Annotated in this window: 11 protein-coding genes, 2 tRNA genes and 1 other RNA gene; 1 reads left to right on the top strand and 13 read right to left on the bottom strand. The window is 39.3% G+C overall.

Annotated features, from left to right (window positions below; genetic code table 11):
- Window positions 1–156: 156 nt before the first annotated feature.
- From CDG55_RS04980 to coaD, 5 genes are all read right to left on the bottom strand, one after another.
- Window positions 157–233, bottom strand: a tRNA-Met gene (locus CDG55_RS04980).
- Between the two features lie 235 nt (window positions 234–468).
- A tRNA-Met gene (locus CDG55_RS04975) sits at window positions 469–545 on the bottom strand.
- Between the two features lie 62 nt (window positions 546–607).
- Window positions 608–963, bottom strand: an RNA gene (rnpB, locus tag CDG55_RS04970) — RNase P RNA component class A.
- 26 nt (window positions 964–989) lie between these two features.
- On the bottom strand, window positions 990–1,253 hold the full coding sequence (locus CDG55_RS04965; RefSeq protein WP_004913970.1) for a YfhL family 4Fe-4S dicluster ferredoxin: 264 nt from the start codon (window positions 1,251–1,253) through the stop codon (window positions 990–992).
- 1 nt (window position 1,254) lies between these two features.
- Window positions 1,255–1,746 (bottom strand): pantetheine-phosphate adenylyltransferase, encoded by a 492-nt coding sequence (gene coaD / locus CDG55_RS04960; RefSeq protein ID WP_004913971.1) that lies wholly within the window; start codon window positions 1,744–1,746, stop codon window positions 1,255–1,257.
- A 317-nt stretch (window positions 1,747–2,063) separates the two neighbouring features.
- Between coaD and CDG55_RS04955 the strand changes: the two genes are divergently transcribed.
- Window positions 2,064–3,278, top strand: a complete 1,215-nt coding sequence (locus CDG55_RS04955) for a tyrosine-type recombinase/integrase (protein WP_087537389.1) — start codon at window positions 2,064–2,066, stop codon at window positions 3,276–3,278.
- 339 nt (window positions 3,279–3,617) lie between these two features.
- Here CDG55_RS04955 and CDG55_RS04950 read toward each other — a convergent pair whose 3' ends face one another.
- The 8 genes from CDG55_RS04950 to CDG55_RS04915 form a co-directional block, all read right to left on the bottom strand.
- Window positions 3,618–4,322, bottom strand: coding sequence for a hypothetical protein (locus CDG55_RS04950; protein WP_087537390.1), 705 nt, complete (start codon window positions 4,320–4,322; stop codon window positions 3,618–3,620).
- A 39-nt stretch (window positions 4,323–4,361) separates the two neighbouring features.
- Window positions 4,362–5,237, bottom strand: coding sequence for a hypothetical protein (locus CDG55_RS04945; protein ID WP_087537391.1), 876 nt, complete (start codon window positions 5,235–5,237; stop codon window positions 4,362–4,364).
- Between the two features lie 220 nt (window positions 5,238–5,457).
- Complete coding sequence (locus tag CDG55_RS04940; protein WP_087537392.1) at window positions 5,458–6,204, bottom strand: hypothetical protein; 747 nt, start codon at window positions 6,202–6,204, stop codon at window positions 5,458–5,460.
- Window positions 6,205–6,206: 2 nt separating this feature from the next.
- Entirely contained in the window at window positions 6,207–7,985 is a 1,779-nt protein-coding gene (locus tag CDG55_RS04935) for an RHS repeat-associated core domain-containing protein (RefSeq protein ID WP_087537393.1), read from the bottom strand.
- 40 nt (window positions 7,986–8,025) lie between these two features.
- Complete coding sequence (locus CDG55_RS04930; RefSeq protein ID WP_087537394.1) at window positions 8,026–8,397, bottom strand: hypothetical protein; 372 nt, start codon at window positions 8,395–8,397, stop codon at window positions 8,026–8,028.
- Window positions 8,398–17,532, bottom strand: coding sequence for a tandem-95 repeat protein (locus CDG55_RS04925; RefSeq protein WP_087537395.1), 9,135 nt, complete (start codon window positions 17,530–17,532; stop codon window positions 8,398–8,400).
- Window positions 17,533–17,927: 395 nt separating this feature from the next.
- Complete coding sequence (locus CDG55_RS04920) at window positions 17,928–18,830, bottom strand: hydrolase or metal-binding protein (protein ID WP_087537396.1); 903 nt, start codon at window positions 18,828–18,830, stop codon at window positions 17,928–17,930.
- Window positions 18,831–19,001: 171 nt separating this feature from the next.
- Window positions 19,002–20,114 carry a YqaJ viral recombinase family protein gene (locus CDG55_RS04915; protein ID WP_087537397.1) on the bottom strand — a complete coding sequence of 371 codons (1,113 nt, stop codon included), beginning with the start codon at window positions 20,112–20,114 and terminating at the stop codon, window positions 19,002–19,004.
- Window positions 20,115–20,204: the final 90 nt, after the last annotated feature.

Here is a 20,204-nt window from a genome sequence, read left to right as displayed (position 1 = left end):
TCAATCACATTAAAACCAATCAACTGAAGCCATCAGAAAACCTGATGGCTATTCTTTTTTACCTTAAATCCATAAATAATATTCAGTTGATACCTGATAAGTTGGGTAGCTAATAAAAGCGCATAAAAAAACCACGCAAGAGCGTGATCTATAAAATGGTGGCTATGACGAGACTTGAACTTGTGACCCCCGCATTATGAGTGCGGTGCTCTAACCAACTGAGCTACATAGCCGTAAACTGTGTGCGCATTATCTAGTGTTCCGCTTAAACGGTCAAGCCTATGACGTTGAAAATACGGAACATATGAACAGTTTTTATTCTTTTAAATCACATTTGATCATTTTTCAGCAATTTCATAAAAATTTAAACACTTAACTAAACTGTAAAATTAGTTTGTTAAAAAGGTATTTAAAAAATTATAAAAACAATAGACAAAAAGAGACCACGCAGGAGCGTGGTCTATAAAATGGTGGCTATGACGAGACTTGAACTTGTGACCCCCGCATTATGAGTGCGGTGCTCTAACCAACTGAGCTACATAGCCGAAAACTGTGGGCGCATTATCTTAACTTTCGCTACACACGTCAAGCACAATTTTCAAAAAAACTTAGAAGTGGGCCTATAAGCCGGGTTCTGTCGAGGACGATCATTCCTCTAGGCGTACAATCACTCATACGCTCAAGCGACCTACCCGAATCCAGTACGGGCCGTACCTCAGGATTCCTATTTGGTCTTGCTTCTGGTGGGGTTTACCTTGCCGTGAACTGTTACCAGACACGCGGTGCGCTCTTACCGCACCCTTTCACCCTTACCTCACGAATGAGGCGGTCTACTCTCTGCTGCACTTGCCGTCGGCTTTCGCCGCCCAGGCGTTACCTGGCACCCTGCCCTATGAAGCCCGGACTTTCCTCCCCTGCTTCAGTCACGGAGACCTCCACAGCAGCGACCGTCCAGCCCACTTCGAGGCGCATATTATCAAAGTTCAAAGTTAATTGCTTGTATTTTTTTGCGCTGTCAATTTTTTATATTTTTCCATCAGTTGGTCTTGTGACTCAACATGATTGGGATCAAGAGGAATACAATCAACTGGACAAAATAGTTGGCACTGCGGTTTGTCATGATGGCCCACACACTCTGTACAAAGCGCAGGATCAATCTCATAGATTGATTCCCCCATATAAATTGCTTCATTGGGACATACAGGCTCACAGACATCACAATTGATGCATTCATCTGTTATATATAAAGACACGCTACCAACCTTGTTGATGTTTACGCTCAAATGCCTGAACGACGACAGCAGGCACGAACTTGGTTACATCACCCTTTAAACGAGCGATTTCACGAACTAATGTCGATGAAATAAATGAGTATTGCTCTGAAGGCGTTAGAAATACAGACTCAAAATGAGGATCAAGCTGACGATTCATATTGGCTAATTGGAATTCATATTCAAAGTCAGAAATCGCTCTTAGACCACGAAGTACAGCTGTAGCACGTTGTTCACGGAAAAAATTAACCAACAAGCCATCAAATCCTACAAACTCAACATTGGTTAAATGACTTAATGATGCTTTGGCTAACTCAACACGCTCTTCTAAACTAAACACAGGATTTTTATGATGACCAATTGCAATTGCAACAACAACTTCATCAAACATTTTTGATGCTCTTGCAACTAAATCAACATGTCCATTGGTAATTGGATCAAAGGTCCCTGGATAAATCACACGTGTTTTAGACATGCGTTGTACTCTAAGTGAATGAGATAAGGCATGTATTTTAACAAAAGTTCGCAATAAACGCGAAATTCCTAAACAATGGAAAAAGGTTACGTTTTACGGCACAATAGATGCAATTGTGGAAGTTTGAATTATGGCGCAAGCAACAGTTGTAAAAAATAATAATGGTTGATGTTTTTTATAGTTCCTTACAGTTCTCTTAAATAACATAAGCAATTGAAATAAAATAAATACTATTTTCATTAGTTCTTTTTAGTCTCTTTTAATTCCTTATAAAAACGGGTAATAATACGGGTAACATTTCATTCAAAGTACTTGCAATGGCTACTACAAAACTTTCAGATGCCAAAATCAAAAGTTTAAAACCAAAAGATAAATTATATCGATTACTAGACTCTGATCGGCTATATATAGAAATTAGACCGACTGGAGCTAAGGTATGGCGATTCAAGTTTATTTTTCAGGGCAAAGAATCATCAATGAGCTTGGGTGAATACCCTTCTATTAGTTTAGCTGAGGCTCGTTCTTTAAAAGAACAAATGAGAGCAAAGCTAGCAAAAGGGATACACCCTGTTGAAGATCGTAAAAATATTAAAGCCCAAGCATTAGCTGAAACAACCAATACCTTTGATACAATTGCTGCTGAATTTAAGCTGAAACGAATGTGTTCAAAGTCTGAAACCTATCAAGGGAAGTTTGATATTGCTTTAGAAAAAGATATTTCACCTGTGATTGGGAAGAAGAATGTAAACGAGGTAACAGCAGCCGATGTGCTTAAAATACTTGATAACACTGTAGATCGTGTTGTAAAAGAATCAAATGGAAGATTTACTGGTGCTTCTGCGGCACTTGAGAACAGAAGATTTGTTGGTGGTGTTATTCGATATGCTATAGCAACGCTTCGTGCTGAGAATGATCCTACTTATGCAGTACGTGATGTAATTAAACGTCCTCGTGTCAATCATGCAAGAGCATTAACGAAAGAAGAGCGATATAAAGCAAGAACAAGTCTACCTAAATACAATGGCACACAAACTGTGAAGAATGCAGGCTTTATTCTCCTATACACAATGCTGCGCGCTGTAGAAATCAGGAAGATGCAATGGTCATGGGTAGACTTTGAATCAAAATTAATTACATTTCCAATTGAAGTGATGAAGAAAGCTAGAATCCATGTACTACCAATTTCAGATCAAGCATATAAAGTTTTACGACAGCAGCATGAAATATCAGGTGATAGCATTCTGGTGTTCCCTGCTATTTTTAGCAAAAAGAGTAGCGGGATGCTTTCACCATCAACTTTAAATAGCATGCTGGAGTATATCGGTCTTAAAGATGTAACTACTCATGATTTTAGAGCCACAGCATCAACCTTACTATATGAAAAGGATTATGAGGAAGCGTGGATAGAGAAACAATTAGCACATGCTGAATCCAATAAAACTAAAGCATCTTATGATCATTCTAAACATCTAAAACAAAGACGGAAAATGATGCAAGACTGGGCTGACATTGTTGACAGTTGGAAAGACTGAGCCTGTAAATAAAACTGGTACAAGATAGTATTCAAGAAATGAGGGCATTTTCTGATGAAATTCTGTGCATTGCTATTCGACAGGCGTTAGAGAACTGAACAATGCCTGTCACCAACAAACAGGGGGACAGACAATCGTCTATAACTGTCTTTAAATCCGTAAATAGGTGCCCACTTATTGGTGAGTGGACACTATCGGGGAATTGTATCTTGAGCGAAAATGGTGGTTCACTGGAGGCTTACCCTTGATGATAACTAACCAAGTCATCACCGTAGGTATAGATCGCTGTCGGTTACTGATTTTGTAGTTCCACCAACCCATACAACCCATTGTAATAGTTTAAAGACCAAGAAATTTTTTATTAAATCGGTTGAGTTCTTTATAGGAAAAATAAAATCCTGTAGGGAATCCTGAACGAAATAAAAGAACAAAAGCTCCCATTAAACTAATTTTTTGAAATTCTTGTCCTGCTTTCATTTTGGACAGAAAACCTCGTTGAGTTTGATATTCTGCATCTTTAGAAAAATAATCTGATACGATTTCCAGAAATTTATCTATCGAAGTTGGCAAGTTATCTAACACATCATTACCTATTTTATTAAGAATACTTAAATAGACAAGTGTAGGCGTTAAGTTTGCAGGAATTCTATAAAGGTCTCGATGCAAATGTTCAAATGTCATAGGCATATCACAACTTTCAATAAAAATTTCTTTCCCAATCAATGGTTTTAAGTAAAACTCATAACATACTTTCTTATATTTATCATTTAAGTAAATCAAGCAAGAGATATTGTTTTCAGTATGCTTAAGAAACATGACATAAGTGTTATCTAAAAATGAATATCCAATTACAGAAAAGCCAGTATTTACTAATTCTTCTTCCAACTTTTGGGCTTCTTTATTTATTGGAAATGGCGTCTGATCTCTTCCAATAGAGTTCAATGCTATTTTGCTAGGATAATTTCCCTTATAAAACTTAAAAAGTAATATAAGGTTAAAACCAATTATACATATAGTAATAAAATCTAAAAAAAAACCAAGCACAAACCACCCTTAACATTGATTAATTTTAATACACTAGATTTACCAGCTCGGCATGTCTACGAACATTTTTGATAAACTTCCATGATATAAATTTTTCATTCCTTGCTGACTTAAAACTCTATCACAACCACCTAACAAATCAATAACATACATTTCTGCAAATGATTTACAGCGATAAAAGTTTCCATCCTCAAAAAACCAGGCTTCATACTCCCCATCTTGCGTTTTTTCAAATGGTAATAAAATTCGACTTAAATAATCCGTTAAATTAATCACACTCTTCTTAAAATGCTCATGTTCTGGTAAAGTTCCTCGACTAAAATAACCTATATCATCGGTATTTCGTAGATGAAAAGCATCTAAAATACCTGTTTCAGCATCTGTATATTTAAATAAATTAAAATAGTTTGGATATTTGTAATAATTTTCATAAGCCTTTTCCAATTCTTTTGGATTTTCTCTATATTCTTCATTATTTATTTCAATTATATCCTGATAAGAACTATATCCATCTCTATCTTTATACAAAAAATCTATGTTGTTTAAGGAGAAAAAATCACTATAAGTCAAAAACTTATAAATAAATTTTTTGGATATCTCAATACCACCTGCCAATATAAAATCTTTATATGACTTTGGTAGCACTAAACCTAATTTTTTCTCAGTCTTATCTACAAATTTACTAATTTCTGAACTATTAGAACTCTTAATGAAATCTAAATACTCTGACTTCAACTGACTGAAATCACTCTTTTCAAAAAGAATACACTCATCTTTATAATGCTCATAATTTTCAATAAATTCTATAAAAAATTCTTTCCATACGTCAGGTGTACCAGAATACCCTGAGTGAATATCATTTAATGGTGTTCTTGGAAATTCCATTTCTTTTTTCCATATTTTGGGTAGTTTCATCTTTTACTCCATATCTGGGTCAATACCCTTAGTCATTCTAATTTTTCCTTTACGAGTCCAATAAAAACTTAAGGGAACCATTGAGTGCGCCAATACAATATAAGAATCTCTACCAGCAACAGTCCTATCAGCTTTTAACATACCACCTAATAATCGCCCACCACTTCGATTATCAACCTAAACTTACACTCAAAATTGTAATAATTACTTTATATAAAAATTAATATTGAATTATTTTCAGCAATTCTTTAGAAAAATCATTTCTATTATTTTTAAAAAAATAAGTATAAACGATTTCTTGCATTACCATTTCTGCTATATTAGGGTATCTTTTTACTGTACTTTCCGATATGCTCCATAAAGCAACTTCATATTCCTTATTTCTAACATAACTATCAGTATTTATAAAAATTAAGGAACCATTAACTTCAACTTCCCCCTCAGCAATTAAATACATTCTTTTTAGAGAATCTAAGCTTGGTGCTACTAGCCCATATTCGTCATTAGGATATAAATAATATTCTTGTGATGATTTATCTTCAAATATTTCTTCCATATAAGATCTTGCATTAGTAAGCTTTTCATATATACCACAAGACTTTTTATAATCAAACACTTTACATGGAAGATAGAATACCTCTCCATAGTGACTACTATCTTTTGGTTGAAAACCATTTTTATGCCTATATTTTAATCTAATAAAAACTTCAATAAAATCAACCATCCCTGATAACCATAAATCAGAAAATGCTTTAGTTAATTTAAATGGATATTTAGATATTAAACTTTCATACCGCCCTCTATTAGCATTAAAATTATCTATTATTTTTAAAATATCCATTTTTAATTCAGATAATTCATCCTCATCAAAAAAATCTAACAAACTCCTATACCTCTCAACCTGAGATAGTTCCATCATAAGAGAAAGCCAAGTATCAATATTCCCAATATATATAGATTCAGCCATATTTATCTCCCAAATTTACCTTTCCGTGTAATATAAAAACTTATCGGATATAGATTACTTGCTAGAACCAAATAATTATCTCCATGTGATGTTCCATCTTTTCTGTACATTCGACCTAATAATCGACCTCCTGACTCATTAGTAGAGCCATCTATCAATTTTAAAGATACCTCTCCTAATAAGTAATTGCTTTCCCCTCCTTGTTGAGCTGATGCAAAAGGATATTCATCACATTGCTTACTTTCAGGGCGAGGAGATGGGCAAATATCTTTAACTAACTTTGTTGATAACCATCCTCTTTCATGGGGTTTATACTGTCTCTTCAATAAAGCACTAATAGGAGAACTATTACTACCATCTCCAAATTGAGCATCACTAATATGACTAGTTAATGCATAATGCTCCAAACCATAAAATATAATAGGGATTTGTGGTTTGCAGTCTTCATTCTTCTGACAATAATTTATTGCAGTGTTATAAACCAGACCTGCTAATGCGGCACCACTAACATGTGACATTGCCGAACTACCCAATAATGGCTTAGTCAAACCTCCTAACATTGTTCTACCAATGGAGACTGCACCATAACGCATAGTTGCCAAACCTGCTTGCATACTAATACCACTCATTACTCCTGACAGACTAAACATATACCCACTCGGATCGGTATACATCACAGGGTTGGCATTAGCATACAGATACTTATGCAAGGTAATCGGATTGTTGCTTTGCCCCATATAGCTGTCCATTTGGGTAAAGCGTCCAATGTTCGGATTGTAGTATCTCGCTCTTAAGTAGTAGTTGCCTGTACTGTCTTTCTGTTCTCCTGCATACTGGTATTTGTTATTACTACTACCCTGATGTTCGGTGTTTGCACCAAACGCATCGTAGTTATAGCTATCCGTCATCTGTCCATTTTCATTGGTCAGTCCTCTAGTACTGCCCAGCGCATCGTATAGATAGTATTGACTGCCTGTGCCTTGATGGTAACTGATCAAGTCATCACCATAGGTATAAGTCGCTGTCGGTTGCTGGTTTTGCAGTTCCATCAATACTGACGCATACGGCATGTTGTGGTCATTCAGATAATGGGTTTTGAATCCATTATTGTCCTGCTCTGTGCGTATACCGTTAAAGTCATAGTTGTACTGGATCTGCTGTCCTGCCTGCTGGGTTTGCGTTAGTTCATTTTCCGCATTGTACTGGTAAGAGGTCGTTTGTCCCTGTTTGGTTTCACTCAGTAGATTGCCTTGTGGGTCATAACTGTATTCAGTCAGACTGCCTGCCTTGTCTTCGGTTATAAGTCGGTCATTGCCATCGTATTGGTACGTGGTTTTGATGTTGTTCACGGTTTGTTCAATACGGTTGCCTACAGCATCGTACTGGTACTGGGTACTCTGTGGGTTTTGTCCGTTCTGGATGTTTTCCTCAAGTAAACGCCCTGCCGCATCATAGCTCCATATCGTGCTGCGTCCTGTATGTTCAATCATGCTGAGGCGTTGTCCTGCCGCATCCAGAACATAGGCATAGCTGGCAATTACTTGTCCTGCCTTGGCATGGGCAATCGCAGTCAGGCGGTTACGTTCATCATAGGCATAGCCTGTGATGATACCGTTCGGCTTAACTTCGTTCAGGCGGTTACCCACGGCATTGTAGTTGTAACTGGTTGTGCCTAAATGGTCTGTGGTACTGATTAAACGACTCAACACATCATATTGATAAGTCGTGATCTTTTCATGCTGTCCATTTTTAGCTTTCACATAGAGCTTGTTACCTGCCAAGTCATAGCCATAGTAGAAAGAACTAAATAAATTTATTGACTCAGATTGTTTTCTTTTTACGCTCCATATTTGCTAAACGTATTTGCATACGCCACCAATCTTTATAACTTTGACAATTTTCTAATTCTGGATGTTTAATTATTTTTTTACCATAGATAAGCTCAATTTCATTTATTAACTGTTGATAATCTGTAGAAATAACCTTAATTGGAGTCCATGATAAAACCCCAATATCTCCTACATCATTTACATAGCCTTTAGAAAGATAATCATTTAAAGCATTTAAATTGATAAACCATCCATATAATAAAAAGGCTGAGATTGATAAATTAGTGTATTTTATGAAATCTAGTAAATCAATCTCTATGTTTTCTTCACCATCTACGGTTGAAATTTTACACTCAAGCTTCATCTATTTTGGTCTCATCAAATTAGGTCCAATTGTAATAATATCTAAAGGTACAAAGCCAGAAGATGCTCCAGGGACATAACACTCATATGGTGTTAAAGGCACAGGAATACAAGTTGTCCCATCAAAGGCAAGAAACCAACTTACATCTCTATTAGGGGTTGCATAAAAAAGTGTTGATAATTGCTGTTGCGTGAAGTTTTTATCCCATGGTTGAATAGGCGTACCATAAAAGCCTGTTGGTTTTGTGACACCATTACCCAATCGCCCTGAGTATTTCTCAGCAGACTCTCTCCCTCCAAATGCTGCAATTTCAATAATTTGTAAACGACTACTATAATAGTACCTGATAGGTCGCCCCTTTGACCTAGCGAACACTCTCTCACGTTCTCTAATCCTAACTTGTTCAATTTCTTTATCAAATGCTTTTGCATTTTTATGAATATAATCAATAAGAGCATCGCTACCACCAACAACTCCAGCAGTTAATAAGCCTACAGTTAGCGTTTTCATAGCGGTAGAACCAATTGCCGCAGAAGATAGCCCCCAGCTCATACTCGGCATTACAAAACCAAAACCTAATGCCATGTACCCACTCGAATCGGTATACATCACAGGGTTGGCATTAGCATACAGATACTTATGCAAGGTAATCGGATTGTTGCTTTGCCCCATATAGCTATCCATCTGGGTAAAGCGTCCAATGTTAGGATTGTAGTATCTCGCTCTTAAGTAGTAGTTGCCTGTACTGTCTTTCTGTTCACCTGCATATTGGTATTTGTTATTGCTACTACCCTGATGTTCGGTGTTTGCCCCAAACGCATCGTAGTTATAGCTATCTGTGATTTGTCCATTTTCATTGGTCAGTGCTCTGGTACTGCCCAACGCATCGTATAGATAGTATTGGCTGCCTGTGCCTTGATGGTAACTGATCAAGTCATCACCATAGGTATAAGTCGCTGTCGGTTGCTGGTTTTGTAGTTCCATCAATACTGACGCATACGGCACGTTGTGGTCATTCAGATAATGGGTTTTGAGTCCATTATTGTCTTGCTCTGTGCGTATACCATTCAGGTCATAGCTATACTGAATTTGCTGTCCTGCCTGCTGCGTTTGCGTCAGTTCATTTTCTGCATTGTATTGGTAAGTCGTTGCTTGTCCCTGTTTGGTTTCACTGAGCAGATTCCCTTGTGGGTCGTAGCTGTATTCAGTAAGGCTACCTGCCTTGTTTTCGCTGCTTAGTCGGTCATTTGCATCGTATTGGTACGTGGTTTTGATGTTGTTCACGGTTTGTTCAATACGGTTGCCTACCGCATCGTATTGGTACTGGGTACTCTGTGGGTTTTGTCCGTTCTGGATGTTTTCCTCAAGTAAACGCCCTGCCGCATCATAGCTCCATATCGTGCTGCGTCCTGTATGTTCAATCATGCTGAGGCGTTGTCCTGCCGCATCCAGAACATAGGCATAGCTGGCAATTACTTGTCCTGCCTTGGCATGGGCAATCGCAGTCAGGCGGTTACGTTCATCATAGGCATAGCCTGTGATGATACCGTTCGGCTTAACTTCGTTCAGGCGGTTACCCACGGCATTGTAGTTGTAACTGGTTGTGCCTAAATGGTCTGTGGTGCTGATCAGTCGGTTCAACGCATCGTATTGATAGGTCGTGATCTTTTCATGTTGTCCATTTTTGGCTTTCACAAATAGCTTGTTACCTGCCAGATCGTAGCCATAGCTGAGGATATCGCCTGTGCTACGGTTTTCCTGTAATAGATTACCCATTGCATCGTATTGGTAGCTGGTGCTGGTGGTACCATCTGCTTTACGTTGTTGGCTTTGTAGTAATTGTCCTTCGACATCATAGCTATAGCTTTCGGTTTCTCCATCAGCAAAGCTTTTTTGTTTAAGGCGTTGGTTGCTGTCATAGCTGTAACGGGTCACCTGTCCATTAAAGTCGGTACTTTGACTCAGTAAGCCATTGCTGTCATAGCTTTGGCTGCTACTTTGCCCAAGTGGTAGTATGCGTTTAATTTCTCGTCCTAAAGCATCGTATTCCCAACGGGTTACTCGTCCCAGTGCATCGGTCTGACTGAGTTTATGTCCTGCATTGTCATAGCTGTATCGGGTGCTTTGTCCCATTGGATCAGTCACCTGAATTAAGCGCCCACCGAGGTCATATTGGTACTGGGTTCTGCGACTGAGTTCATCAGTGACCGCAATTTTTTGTCCCAAGGTATTGTATTCAGTTTGAATGCTGTTGCCATTGGCATAGGTGGTTTTGGTGCGTTGGTTTAAAGCATTGTATTGATGTTGGGTGATTTGTCCCAAAGCATCAGTTTCCTTGCTGACTCGTCCTAGTTCGTCATAGCTTGTTGTATAGACATTACCCAAACTATCCGTGGTTTTAACTTTACGGTTTAAGCCATCGTATTCATAGCGTGTGCTTTGTCCCAGTGCATTAGTTTCACTCAGGATATTGCCCACTGCATCGTATTGGGTGGTCAAAACTGCACCATTGGCAAACGTTGTTTTGGTTTTTCGTCCCGCAAGGTCGTATTGGTATTGTGTTACTCGTCCTAAACGGTCTGTTTCCTGTAACACCTGTTCTTCGGCATCGTAAACTGTTTTACTGCTTGTGCCATCTGCATAGGTCGTCTGGATTAGCTTTTTATTGACATCATACTGGTAAGTCGTAGTTTGTCCAAAGCGATTGGTTTCACTGAGAAGTTCATCAGCTATCCCGTAGGTTTTGGTGCTAATACCCCCATCAGCATCAATTTGTTTGACCAGTCTGCCTTTGCTGTCATATTCAAATCGAGTTTGCAGTTGGCGTTCCGCCCCTGAACCATCGATATAAATTACGGTCTCACTGAGTTTGCGTTTGTTGGCATCATAGCTGTAACGGGTTTTTCTGCCTGTTGGGTCAGTGGTTTCCGTCAGGTTATCACCTGTATACACATAGCTTGTAGTATGACCTGCCACATCAGTCAGTCCTGTCAAACCACTGCTGCCATAACTCATACTGGTGGTCTGTCCTGCCGCATTTTTCAGTTCAGTCAGTTGTCCTGAACTGTCGTAACGGTTGTCGCTAACAATTCGTCCTGTATGGTCGGTTTCGGTGAGCATTTTGCCATTGCTGTCATAGCTGTAACTGGTCATTTGCCCTAAATGGTTGGTCTCTGTCAGTTTATTGTGTTTGTCATCATAGGTCCATGTGATGGTATGTCCTAACGCATCGGTTTCGCTCAACTGATCATAGCGGTCATTAAAGGTACGTGTTGTGATATGACCAAGTGCATCGACTTCCTTGGTAATATTGCCGTAGTCATCGTAGGTATAAGTGGTCACTCGCCCTAATCGATCTTTGACCTGTTCGGTGCTTTGTTCAAGCTGATGAGTTAATTCAATGCGTTGTCCTTTACTATCTAACATCGCAATCAAGCGTCCATCGGCATCATACTCATAACCAGCAAGTAAGTTACTATCCTTGTCAGTAATCTTGAGTAAACGATGTTGTCCGTTATAGACATAAAGATTCTCTACACCATTTGGTGCAATCGCCTTGACTAAGTCACCTGCTGAATCGTACTCATATTTCCACGTTGTGTTATCTGGCAGGGTTGTAGTTGTAATTCGCCCTGAACTATCTCGTACAAATTGAATTGCAGTACCTGTACTGTGGAAAATGCCATTACGGTTAATGGTCAGGGTATTTCCTGTTGGTTCAACAATTTTAGTAATGCCCTGAGTTTTACTAAAGTAATAGCTCACCTGATCTTGGGTGGTAATACTAAATTCACTCGGGATATACCAGAGGTAGTCAACATTGCCATTGTCATCAATTTCTTGGACTGATGATGATGACCAACGTCCATTAATCACTGAAACTGTGGTTTCTCCTGTGATGTTAAAACGACTTTGGGTATCACCCACTGGCTTAAATGTCACAGGGAATGAATTGCCCTGAATGATCTCGCCTGTGTTGCGGTCTCGAAGTCCTGATGCACAACCCAATTCGACTTGGAATGTTTCAACATCACCGTTAGGTAAAGTCACAGTGACTGTTGGCAATGGTTTGCTATTACGTTGACGTAAGCAAATCGTACCCAACTGTGTACCCGAAGTTTGTAGCAATATACTTTTCATATAGGTTTCCCAACCTGTATGAATCGGACGGCTTTGGCGCATCTGCATTTGCTGGATGCCCAAACTCCATGCGTGACCAAAATCACCCACTCGATGTCCTAAACGGCTGTCATAACTTCGTTGTAAACTAATATCTAGACCTGGCATCGGGATCACAGCATCTTCCAAGGTAAATGCCAGTTCACCTACTTTCATCTTGCCATCGATAATAATGTCACGAACTACTTCTGTGACATTACCCCCAATATCAACCACACGAACCACAACTGTGTATACCCCATTGACCAATAAGGTTGGATCAATTACAGCAAGTTCGCCATTGATATTCCCCTGTCCCTCTTTGGTCCAAACGCTTCGCCCCTCACCATCAACATCATATAAGCTCACTGTCCAATGGCTTAGGTTCTGGTCAGAAATCTGTCCCATAATTGAGGTTGGTTTCGTAATCGTAGCTAGATTATCCAAACCATTTAATGTGACTTGTGGTGCTGTTGTATCAGAGGTATCCGTCACCCAAATATTGATGGTTTTGGTTTGAGTTTCAGTTCCATCTTTAGCAATCACGGTAACAGTATGCTGTCCCGATTGAGACAGGGTTAATGTCGTTTGATAATTATTATCTAAGGCAACCTCCACGCCATCAACCCAGAGTTGAACTGTGGTATTACTACTCGAACCACCGACTTGTGCCTTGATACTAAAGGCTTCATTGAGCTTGATTTGATCAGGTACAACGATTTCAACTGAAAGTGGTTGTGGTGGCGTTACAGTCAATGTATAGCTCTGAGATACAATCCAGCGACCATCACTGACTTTGACCACAATATTGTATTGCCCCTCAACCGCCTGTTCCCATGTCAACAATCCTGTTTCAGCATTGATCTTCATTCCTACAGGTGCGTGGTCAAGGCTATAAGTTAATTTATCCTGATTCGCGTCATCAGCCACCAACTGGTATTTGTACGGCTTAGCGGCAGTAGTGCTATAGCTCGGTTTTGAATGAATCACAGGTGCAACATTTCGTGCTTGTACTGTTAATTTCACAGTTTGAACTGTTGAACCATTTTCAGTATCTGTTGCAACAACTTGGAACTCAACATTGCCCTCTTGCCCTTCCTGTGGTGTCCATGACACTACATTGCCATTAAGGCTCATTCCTTGAGGGGCATTCGCTGCTAAATGATAGGCAATTGGGTCTTGATCTGGGTCTGTCGCCTGTAAGCTATATTGATACAATGTCCCCACTTCTGCCTGCGTAGGCGGTACAGATTGCCATTCAGGCAAGCGGTTTGGTGTATCCACCACCTGAATCTGAACTCGTCCAGTACCCACTGAGGTTCCATCACTCACTGTAAACTGGAACTCATCTGCTCCCACATAACCAGTCGCTGGGGTATAAACGAAATTCGGCGCTGTTCCTGTAATCGTACCATGACTTGGTGCTGAACTTAGCTGATAAGTTAGGTTGGCACTATCAACATCTGTAGCAGTCAGTACAATTGAACCCGTTTTATTTTTACGAACTTCAATCTCTTGATTATTGGCTACAGGTGCATCATTCACTGGACGAACAACAATTGTCACGATGGCTTTATGTACTAATTTGCCATCACTGACCGCATACTCAAAAGTGTCTGTACCACTAAAATTGGCATTCGGTGTGTAAACATAATCCTGTCCCTGACCTGTCACAACACCAGAAGCAGGAGGTCTGATAATACTGTAACTGAGCGTATCACCATCCACATCTGTGCCTTGCAGTTTTATTGCAACGAATTGATCTTCATCTACAGATATATTCAAAGCCTGAGCAACTGGGCTATCATTCACTGCCGCAACATTAAAGCTAATGGTTCCAACACTGGTTTCCTGACCATCACTGACTGTATATTGAATGGAGTCTGTGCCATTAAAATCTGGATTTGGTTTATATGTCCAACGTCTGCCCGATCCCTCTAACGTACCAGATGTTGGTTGTTGCGTGATCTTAAATACAAGTTGGTCAGTACTTGTTTCCTTATCCGTTCCAAGCAAATCGAAACCTACACTCGCATCTTCATTTAAACTATAGCTGCTGTCCTCTACGATTGGAGCATCATTTACAGGTGTTACACGAATAATGATTTTGCCCGAAACATATTGACCTGTTGCATGGTCATAAGCTTTATAGTAAATCGTTTCTGTACCATTGAAATCTAAAGCAGGTTTATAGACAAAATTCGGCAAAGTCCCTTCGATACCACCAATCAACTTAGAGGTATAGCTTTTTAGGAAATAACCTGTCATATCACTATAGTTATAGGGATTTACACCTACAGGGAAACTTTGAATTTGAGTTGAGCCTGCTGCATTAAACTGAATACGTGACACACTATTGCCATAATAATTAGACGCCCAAACTGCACCATTTTTATCAATAGCCACACCTGTCGGACCCGCTCCAACAACATAATTTGCAATAAATTTAAGGTCAAAGCTGCCATCCGCTTTGATTTGTTTTTTATAATGCCCAACAACATTTGAATTCAAACAACCTGCAATATAAATATCTCCACTGGTATTCAATACCATGCCCTGTGCATAACATGAACCAGATCGATTTTGCTGATAAAAAATCTTGGTTTGTGATGGATTTTTAGGATCATACGCAACAATTGCAGGTGAACTTAAAGAATCCGCCCAAACAATTCCTTCTTTATCCAGTGCAATCCCATAAAGATCTTGCCCTAAGTCAACCAGTTCTGATTGTTCAAAAGCAGCATCCACTCGAATAATGACACCACGACCTGAGTAACGTGAAATTGCCCATGTACGACCATACTGATCAACAAACCCACCATAAAAAGAACCAGCCGTATTCAACCCTTTAATGACTTCGCCTGTCTGACCATTGATCTTAAATACAGACCGAATATTTGTACCACCCACAATGACATTATTGTCTTTGTCAACTGCAACCATACGGATATCTGTTGGGGTTGCAATATTTTGTTTTTGTACCTGCACATGCAATAAAATACATTCATCTGAGGCATTGTTCACACCTTGACCATCACCAAAATAGCCGCCCCATGCCTTAATATCTTGAGATCCAGTAGATGTATCAATCACACCATTATGATTGCGATCAATACACTGTCCCTTTTCCTTTAAACCAATTTTAGTAATGGTATTATTGGCACGATTACCTACCCAAGCATGACCATCTAAGTCAACTGCAATTCTAGATGGATTTCCAGCAGTTGTTGGACCAGTACGGTAACGGGCAAGCTCTACACCACTATCTACATTGATTTTTGATATTGTTCCTTCACCTGAATTTGAAATCCAAATAAAATCATCAATTTGATTACGTGGATCGTCAAATTCATATTTAACAGGCTCTCCATCAACATCAAGCTCAGGCAATGGGAGTTTCACTTCTCCATCTTCATTGACGGTCAATTCGATATCTGGTGCAACAGGCATATCATTGACTGGTAATACATTGATTTTGACAATCGCCGTACTAGTGAGCTGCCCATCATTGACTGTATAGGTAAATTCATCTTTACCAAAATAGTTTGGGTGTGGAATATATTGAAGATTTTGTCCAAAACCCACCAAAATACCGTGTTGTGGTCTATTTGTTATTGTATAAGTCAAAATATCATTGTCAGGATCGGTGCCTTTAAGCTGAATTTCAACTGTTGTATCTTCTGCTGTCTCAATATCAAATGCCTGTGCTACAGGCGCATCATTGACAGGTGTCACCGTGATCTGAATCAAACCACTCGCTGATAATTCACCATCAGACACTGAAAATCTAAAACTATCCTCTCCAACATAATCAGGGTCGGGAATATATTGATATTGACCACCTACTTGAACCACCTTTCCATGTAAAGGCTGACTCTCAATGGCATAACTCAAATTAGGGCTATCAATATCTGTACCTGTTAAAACCAGATTAAGTGGATGATCTTCTGCCACTGTTAATTGTTGATTTTGGGCAATAGGCGCATCGTTCACTGGTTTGACTGTAATGGTTACTTTTGCTGTCGTACTTTCAGAACCATCATTTACCGTATAAAAAAATTCATCCTGACCTACAAAATTTGGGTCAGGAATATAGCTTAGGTTTGGCACACTGCCTTCTAATTTTCCATGTTTTGGTGGTGTACTCACGGTATAGGACAATGGATTATTGTCAGCATCACTTCCTTTAAGCTGAACTGCGACAGCTTGATCTTCATTCGTTACAACATCAATATCTGTTGCATCTGGTGGGGTATTAAAACAGTGTTTAAAACCTTTAAAGACGACTTTAATCCAAGGTATTTTTTTATTATTTTGATAAGTAAATCCAACATCTATTATATCAATAACGGCATAACCACCGATTTGATAGACTAATCGGTCTTCACAATGTCCTAAACCAATTTTGCAAGTTACATTACTTACCCATCCTACAATTTTATTCCACCCCCATTCTTCTTGTTCCTGCAAAGTAGATTGAGCTTTCCATAGTGGAACCCAAACTTCTTTCTTTTGATGGAAGAGTTTAAATTTTAGTGCAACGTCAATATTTTCAATATCACTTAATGATGCTGAATACATCCAATCATTTACATTCGGTGTTTTATCTTTTTGGTCAAAGGGATTATGGTAACTTTGAGATGGATTATTTTGCGCTAACTCGCTTAATACAGGTAATAGACCTTTTTCACCTTGCCAGTTGATCCATGAAAAACCTGTCTGGTTAATACTTGGAACATGCTGTGTTAAGGTAAATACTTGATTAATTGAAGCATCATTAAATTGATCAATTGGCAGTGCAATTGATTTAAATATGCACTCTTTTTTATGTTGATTTACGTGACATGAATGATGATTATGATGGTGATCATGTTTAGGAGTTAAAAATAAGCTGGCATTTGCGAGTGATTGTAACGTTAAGCTAATAACCAATAAAAAAAAGGCAACACAAAACTGCAATACACTTTTAGATCGCATTGAAACCACCCCTAAATACCCAAGTAAACTAAAATTTAAAAATAAAAACACATTGTTAACATTTACTTAACTATATGTTTTAAAAGATATATATTGCATTACAAATGTTAACAAAGTCAATAAAATAATTAAAATCATTTCTATTACTTAGAATAAAAATTGGCTTTGTTGCATAAATAAAAATAAAGATGAGTCAGTCTATCTTCCCGATATTTATGCAACAAAGCCATTTTAAATATATTGTAGCTTCTAAGTTAAAACTGACATATAAGAGTAAAATATGTATTTTTCTAAAAAAAATAAGGAGGCATAAGCCTCCTAGCTATTGATTGACTTCCCTAGCTGACCAAGTGACGCGATTAACAAATAATCCCATTAGTTTTGCTGTTACCAAATCAATTCAAAGCCTGCACCGACTGCTGTAAACCTTTCTGAATATCCTGTACATGAGTCAAATCATAGGCTTGCTGATGCTGTTCTGGTCTTGATTCATCCGTATAAAACTCCTCAACAATATCTAGACCCTCGTCACCGCCCACCTCAAAACTGGCATTGCCGTAACCCTGCCGTGCCACATGATCCAACGCCTCCTGATAAAAGCCTGCTGCCTTGCTCTGTCCATCAATTTGCTTGGCCGAGCTAATTGCCTCCTGCAAATTCACACCATCCCTTAAAGTTAAATCCACGTAATAGATCGGGGTACGGTAACTTTGTGTGGTGCTTTTACCTCTTAAAGTCAGTTGTAATGGCAAACACGAAAGCAAGTCACCCGATGCTGCATGATAGTAACGAAGCCGTGCCGCCAAAGTCCGTATGCTGTTAAAACCTGTGGTTCTAAAGATGAATGTGCCAAATTCATCTGATTCATCTAAATTGACGTAGAGTCTGCCATAAGGCTTACACAGCCCGCCCTGTGCCAATGGACATAAATCAGGGGATGGGCATAGATGCTGTTCAATGCCATTTTGCCCAAGTCGCTGACAGGTTTCCCCATTGCCTGAACAGATCAAGCGTCCAGTCTGGCGGTCAAATAGGCTGTACTCTGCCCGCAAGTTTAGTTCAGGATCATTAAAGATCATACGCACAGGAATGCTTCTTAACTTTTGGTGTTGGTTCGGTGCTTTAGCTCTAAGTTGTTCATCTAGTGGATGTTTGACCCAGCCATCCTTATTCTGGATTTGGCTGGTAATGGTAAATTGGTCATCCTTTTCAGGGATACGTTTGCCGTTCCTTTCGACAATCTTGCCGATGCTAATACGACCTAAAACAGGTGGGGTAATGGCTAAACCTTTAATCATAGGTATGTCCTCTGGTATTTTCTTACTGATTCACTGCTTTATGTGAAACGTTGGAAATATTGAATAAATAGATGTGATCGATCAGCAAAAGCCCGTCCATATTGTTCTTCCCTCGGGAAGAACAGGGGCGGCTTTTGTCGTTTTTGAATTTGGAGGAATTTTTAGGTCACTTTATCCACCATTGGGATAAATCTGAAAGCGTCTTGTTCCTGCTTTGGTCTGAGGAAACTGCTGTAGGTATTCAGGGTGTTGTTTAAGCAGAGATTTGCTGTCTAGGCTGATGGAGTCCTGTGATTTCTTCCACGTCACTGATCCTCCTGTAAACACCGCTCGCTCCGCATCTTTCATCATCATTTGTAGTTGATGTTTCAGTTCATCGAAATACTGTTGGTGTTGTTCAACCTTGTGCTTCTCCTCTAGCAATTGATTAAATAGATAGTTAGCTTGTTCATTTTGGGTCAGGTCTTCCACCATTAATGGAATTTGTTCTGGATAAAGTTGTTGCAGGGCTTTGGCTGCTGAATCAGATGCATCTACGCTCGGTGGAATCCCTGTTTCGACACATTGCCAGAAGTGACGTTCGGCATTAATAAGGTGTTGAATCACCGTTTCATTACGCGTCACTTTAAAGATTTTAGTTTCATGCCCACAGATCAAGGCACAGATATGTGCTGCCTGTTTGCCTGTCACGGCTAACTGGTGTTGCACTTGGCACAGCACATACAGTGGTACGCCATCTCGCCACAGTTTTGAGCCATATTCTCCTACGGTTTTACATTCTAAGATTTGAACTTCATCATTGCCCACCACGGCATAGTCCAAATTGGCAAGCATAAAGTGTTTATCTTCATCAGGATGTTGCAGCACTGCATTAACTCGACGGACTTTATTGTTAGTGTGCATGCTGTAGTATTCCGCCACCAAGGGTTCAAGTTGTTTACCCCAGTACAAGGGTGCATAGCCTGCACTTTCATCTTCGATATTTTGTTGCATTCGGCCTGTCTTGATCATCCATAGTTCCAGCATTGACATATACGGATTCAGTCCACAGGCGGTGGCTGCATCACTACTACCGATGCCCTGTTTTCTAACTTCCAGCCACTGTTGGTAATTCATCTGTTTGGTATTGGCAAGACGTTTGGCTACGGGTGTTTTTGCTTTTCGAGGTAGACGTTTGCTTCGTGTCCCAACTTCAATCTGCTGACTCTGTTGGTTTAGGTTCGGTAAATACGGTTGTAGTGGTGGATGGTTTAGGGTGTTTTGAATCTGGGTATTGATATTCATTGGACTGTCCTAGTGGGTAAAATGGAAATTTGCGGCATAAAAAAGCTGCATCCGAAGATGCAGCTTTAGAAAATAAATTTGAGTTAAGTT

This window comes from Acinetobacter sp. WCHA45 (genome assembly GCF_002165255.2).
In the GTDB taxonomy this organism is placed as follows: Bacteria; Pseudomonadota; Gammaproteobacteria; order Pseudomonadales; family Moraxellaceae; genus Acinetobacter.
The sequence above is the reverse complement of the archived record's forward strand: the minus strand, read 5'-3'. Positions and strand labels throughout refer to the sequence as shown.

Bases quoted from the DNA above. Each gene is read 5' to 3' on its own strand.
- CDG55_RS04940 (WP_087537392.1), bottom strand. From the start codon at position 6,204: ATGGCTGAATCTATATATATTGGGAATATTGATACTTGGCTTTCTCTT.
- CDG55_RS04955 (WP_087537389.1), top strand. From the start codon at position 2,064: ATGGCTACTACAAAACTTTCAGATGCCAAAATCAAAAGTTTAAAACCA.
- CDG55_RS04925 (WP_087537395.1), bottom strand. From the start codon at position 17,532: ATGCGATCTAAAAGTGTATTGCAGTTTTGTGTTGCCTTTTTTTTATTG.
- coaD (WP_004913971.1), bottom strand. From the start codon at position 1,746: ATGTCTAAAACACGTGTGATTTATCCAGGGACCTTTGATCCAATTACC.
- CDG55_RS04930 (WP_087537394.1), bottom strand. From the start codon at position 8,397: ATGAAGCTTGAGTGTAAAATTTCAACCGTAGATGGTGAAGAAAACATA.
- CDG55_RS04945 (WP_087537391.1), bottom strand. From the start codon at position 5,237: ATGAAACTACCCAAAATATGGAAAAAAGAAATGGAATTTCCAAGAACA.
- CDG55_RS04920 (WP_087537396.1), bottom strand. From the start codon at position 18,830: ATGATTAAAGGTTTAGCCATTACCCCACCTGTTTTAGGTCGTATTAGC.
- CDG55_RS04915 (WP_087537397.1), bottom strand. From the start codon at position 20,114: ATGAATATCAATACCCAGATTCAAAACACCCTAAACCATCCACCACTA.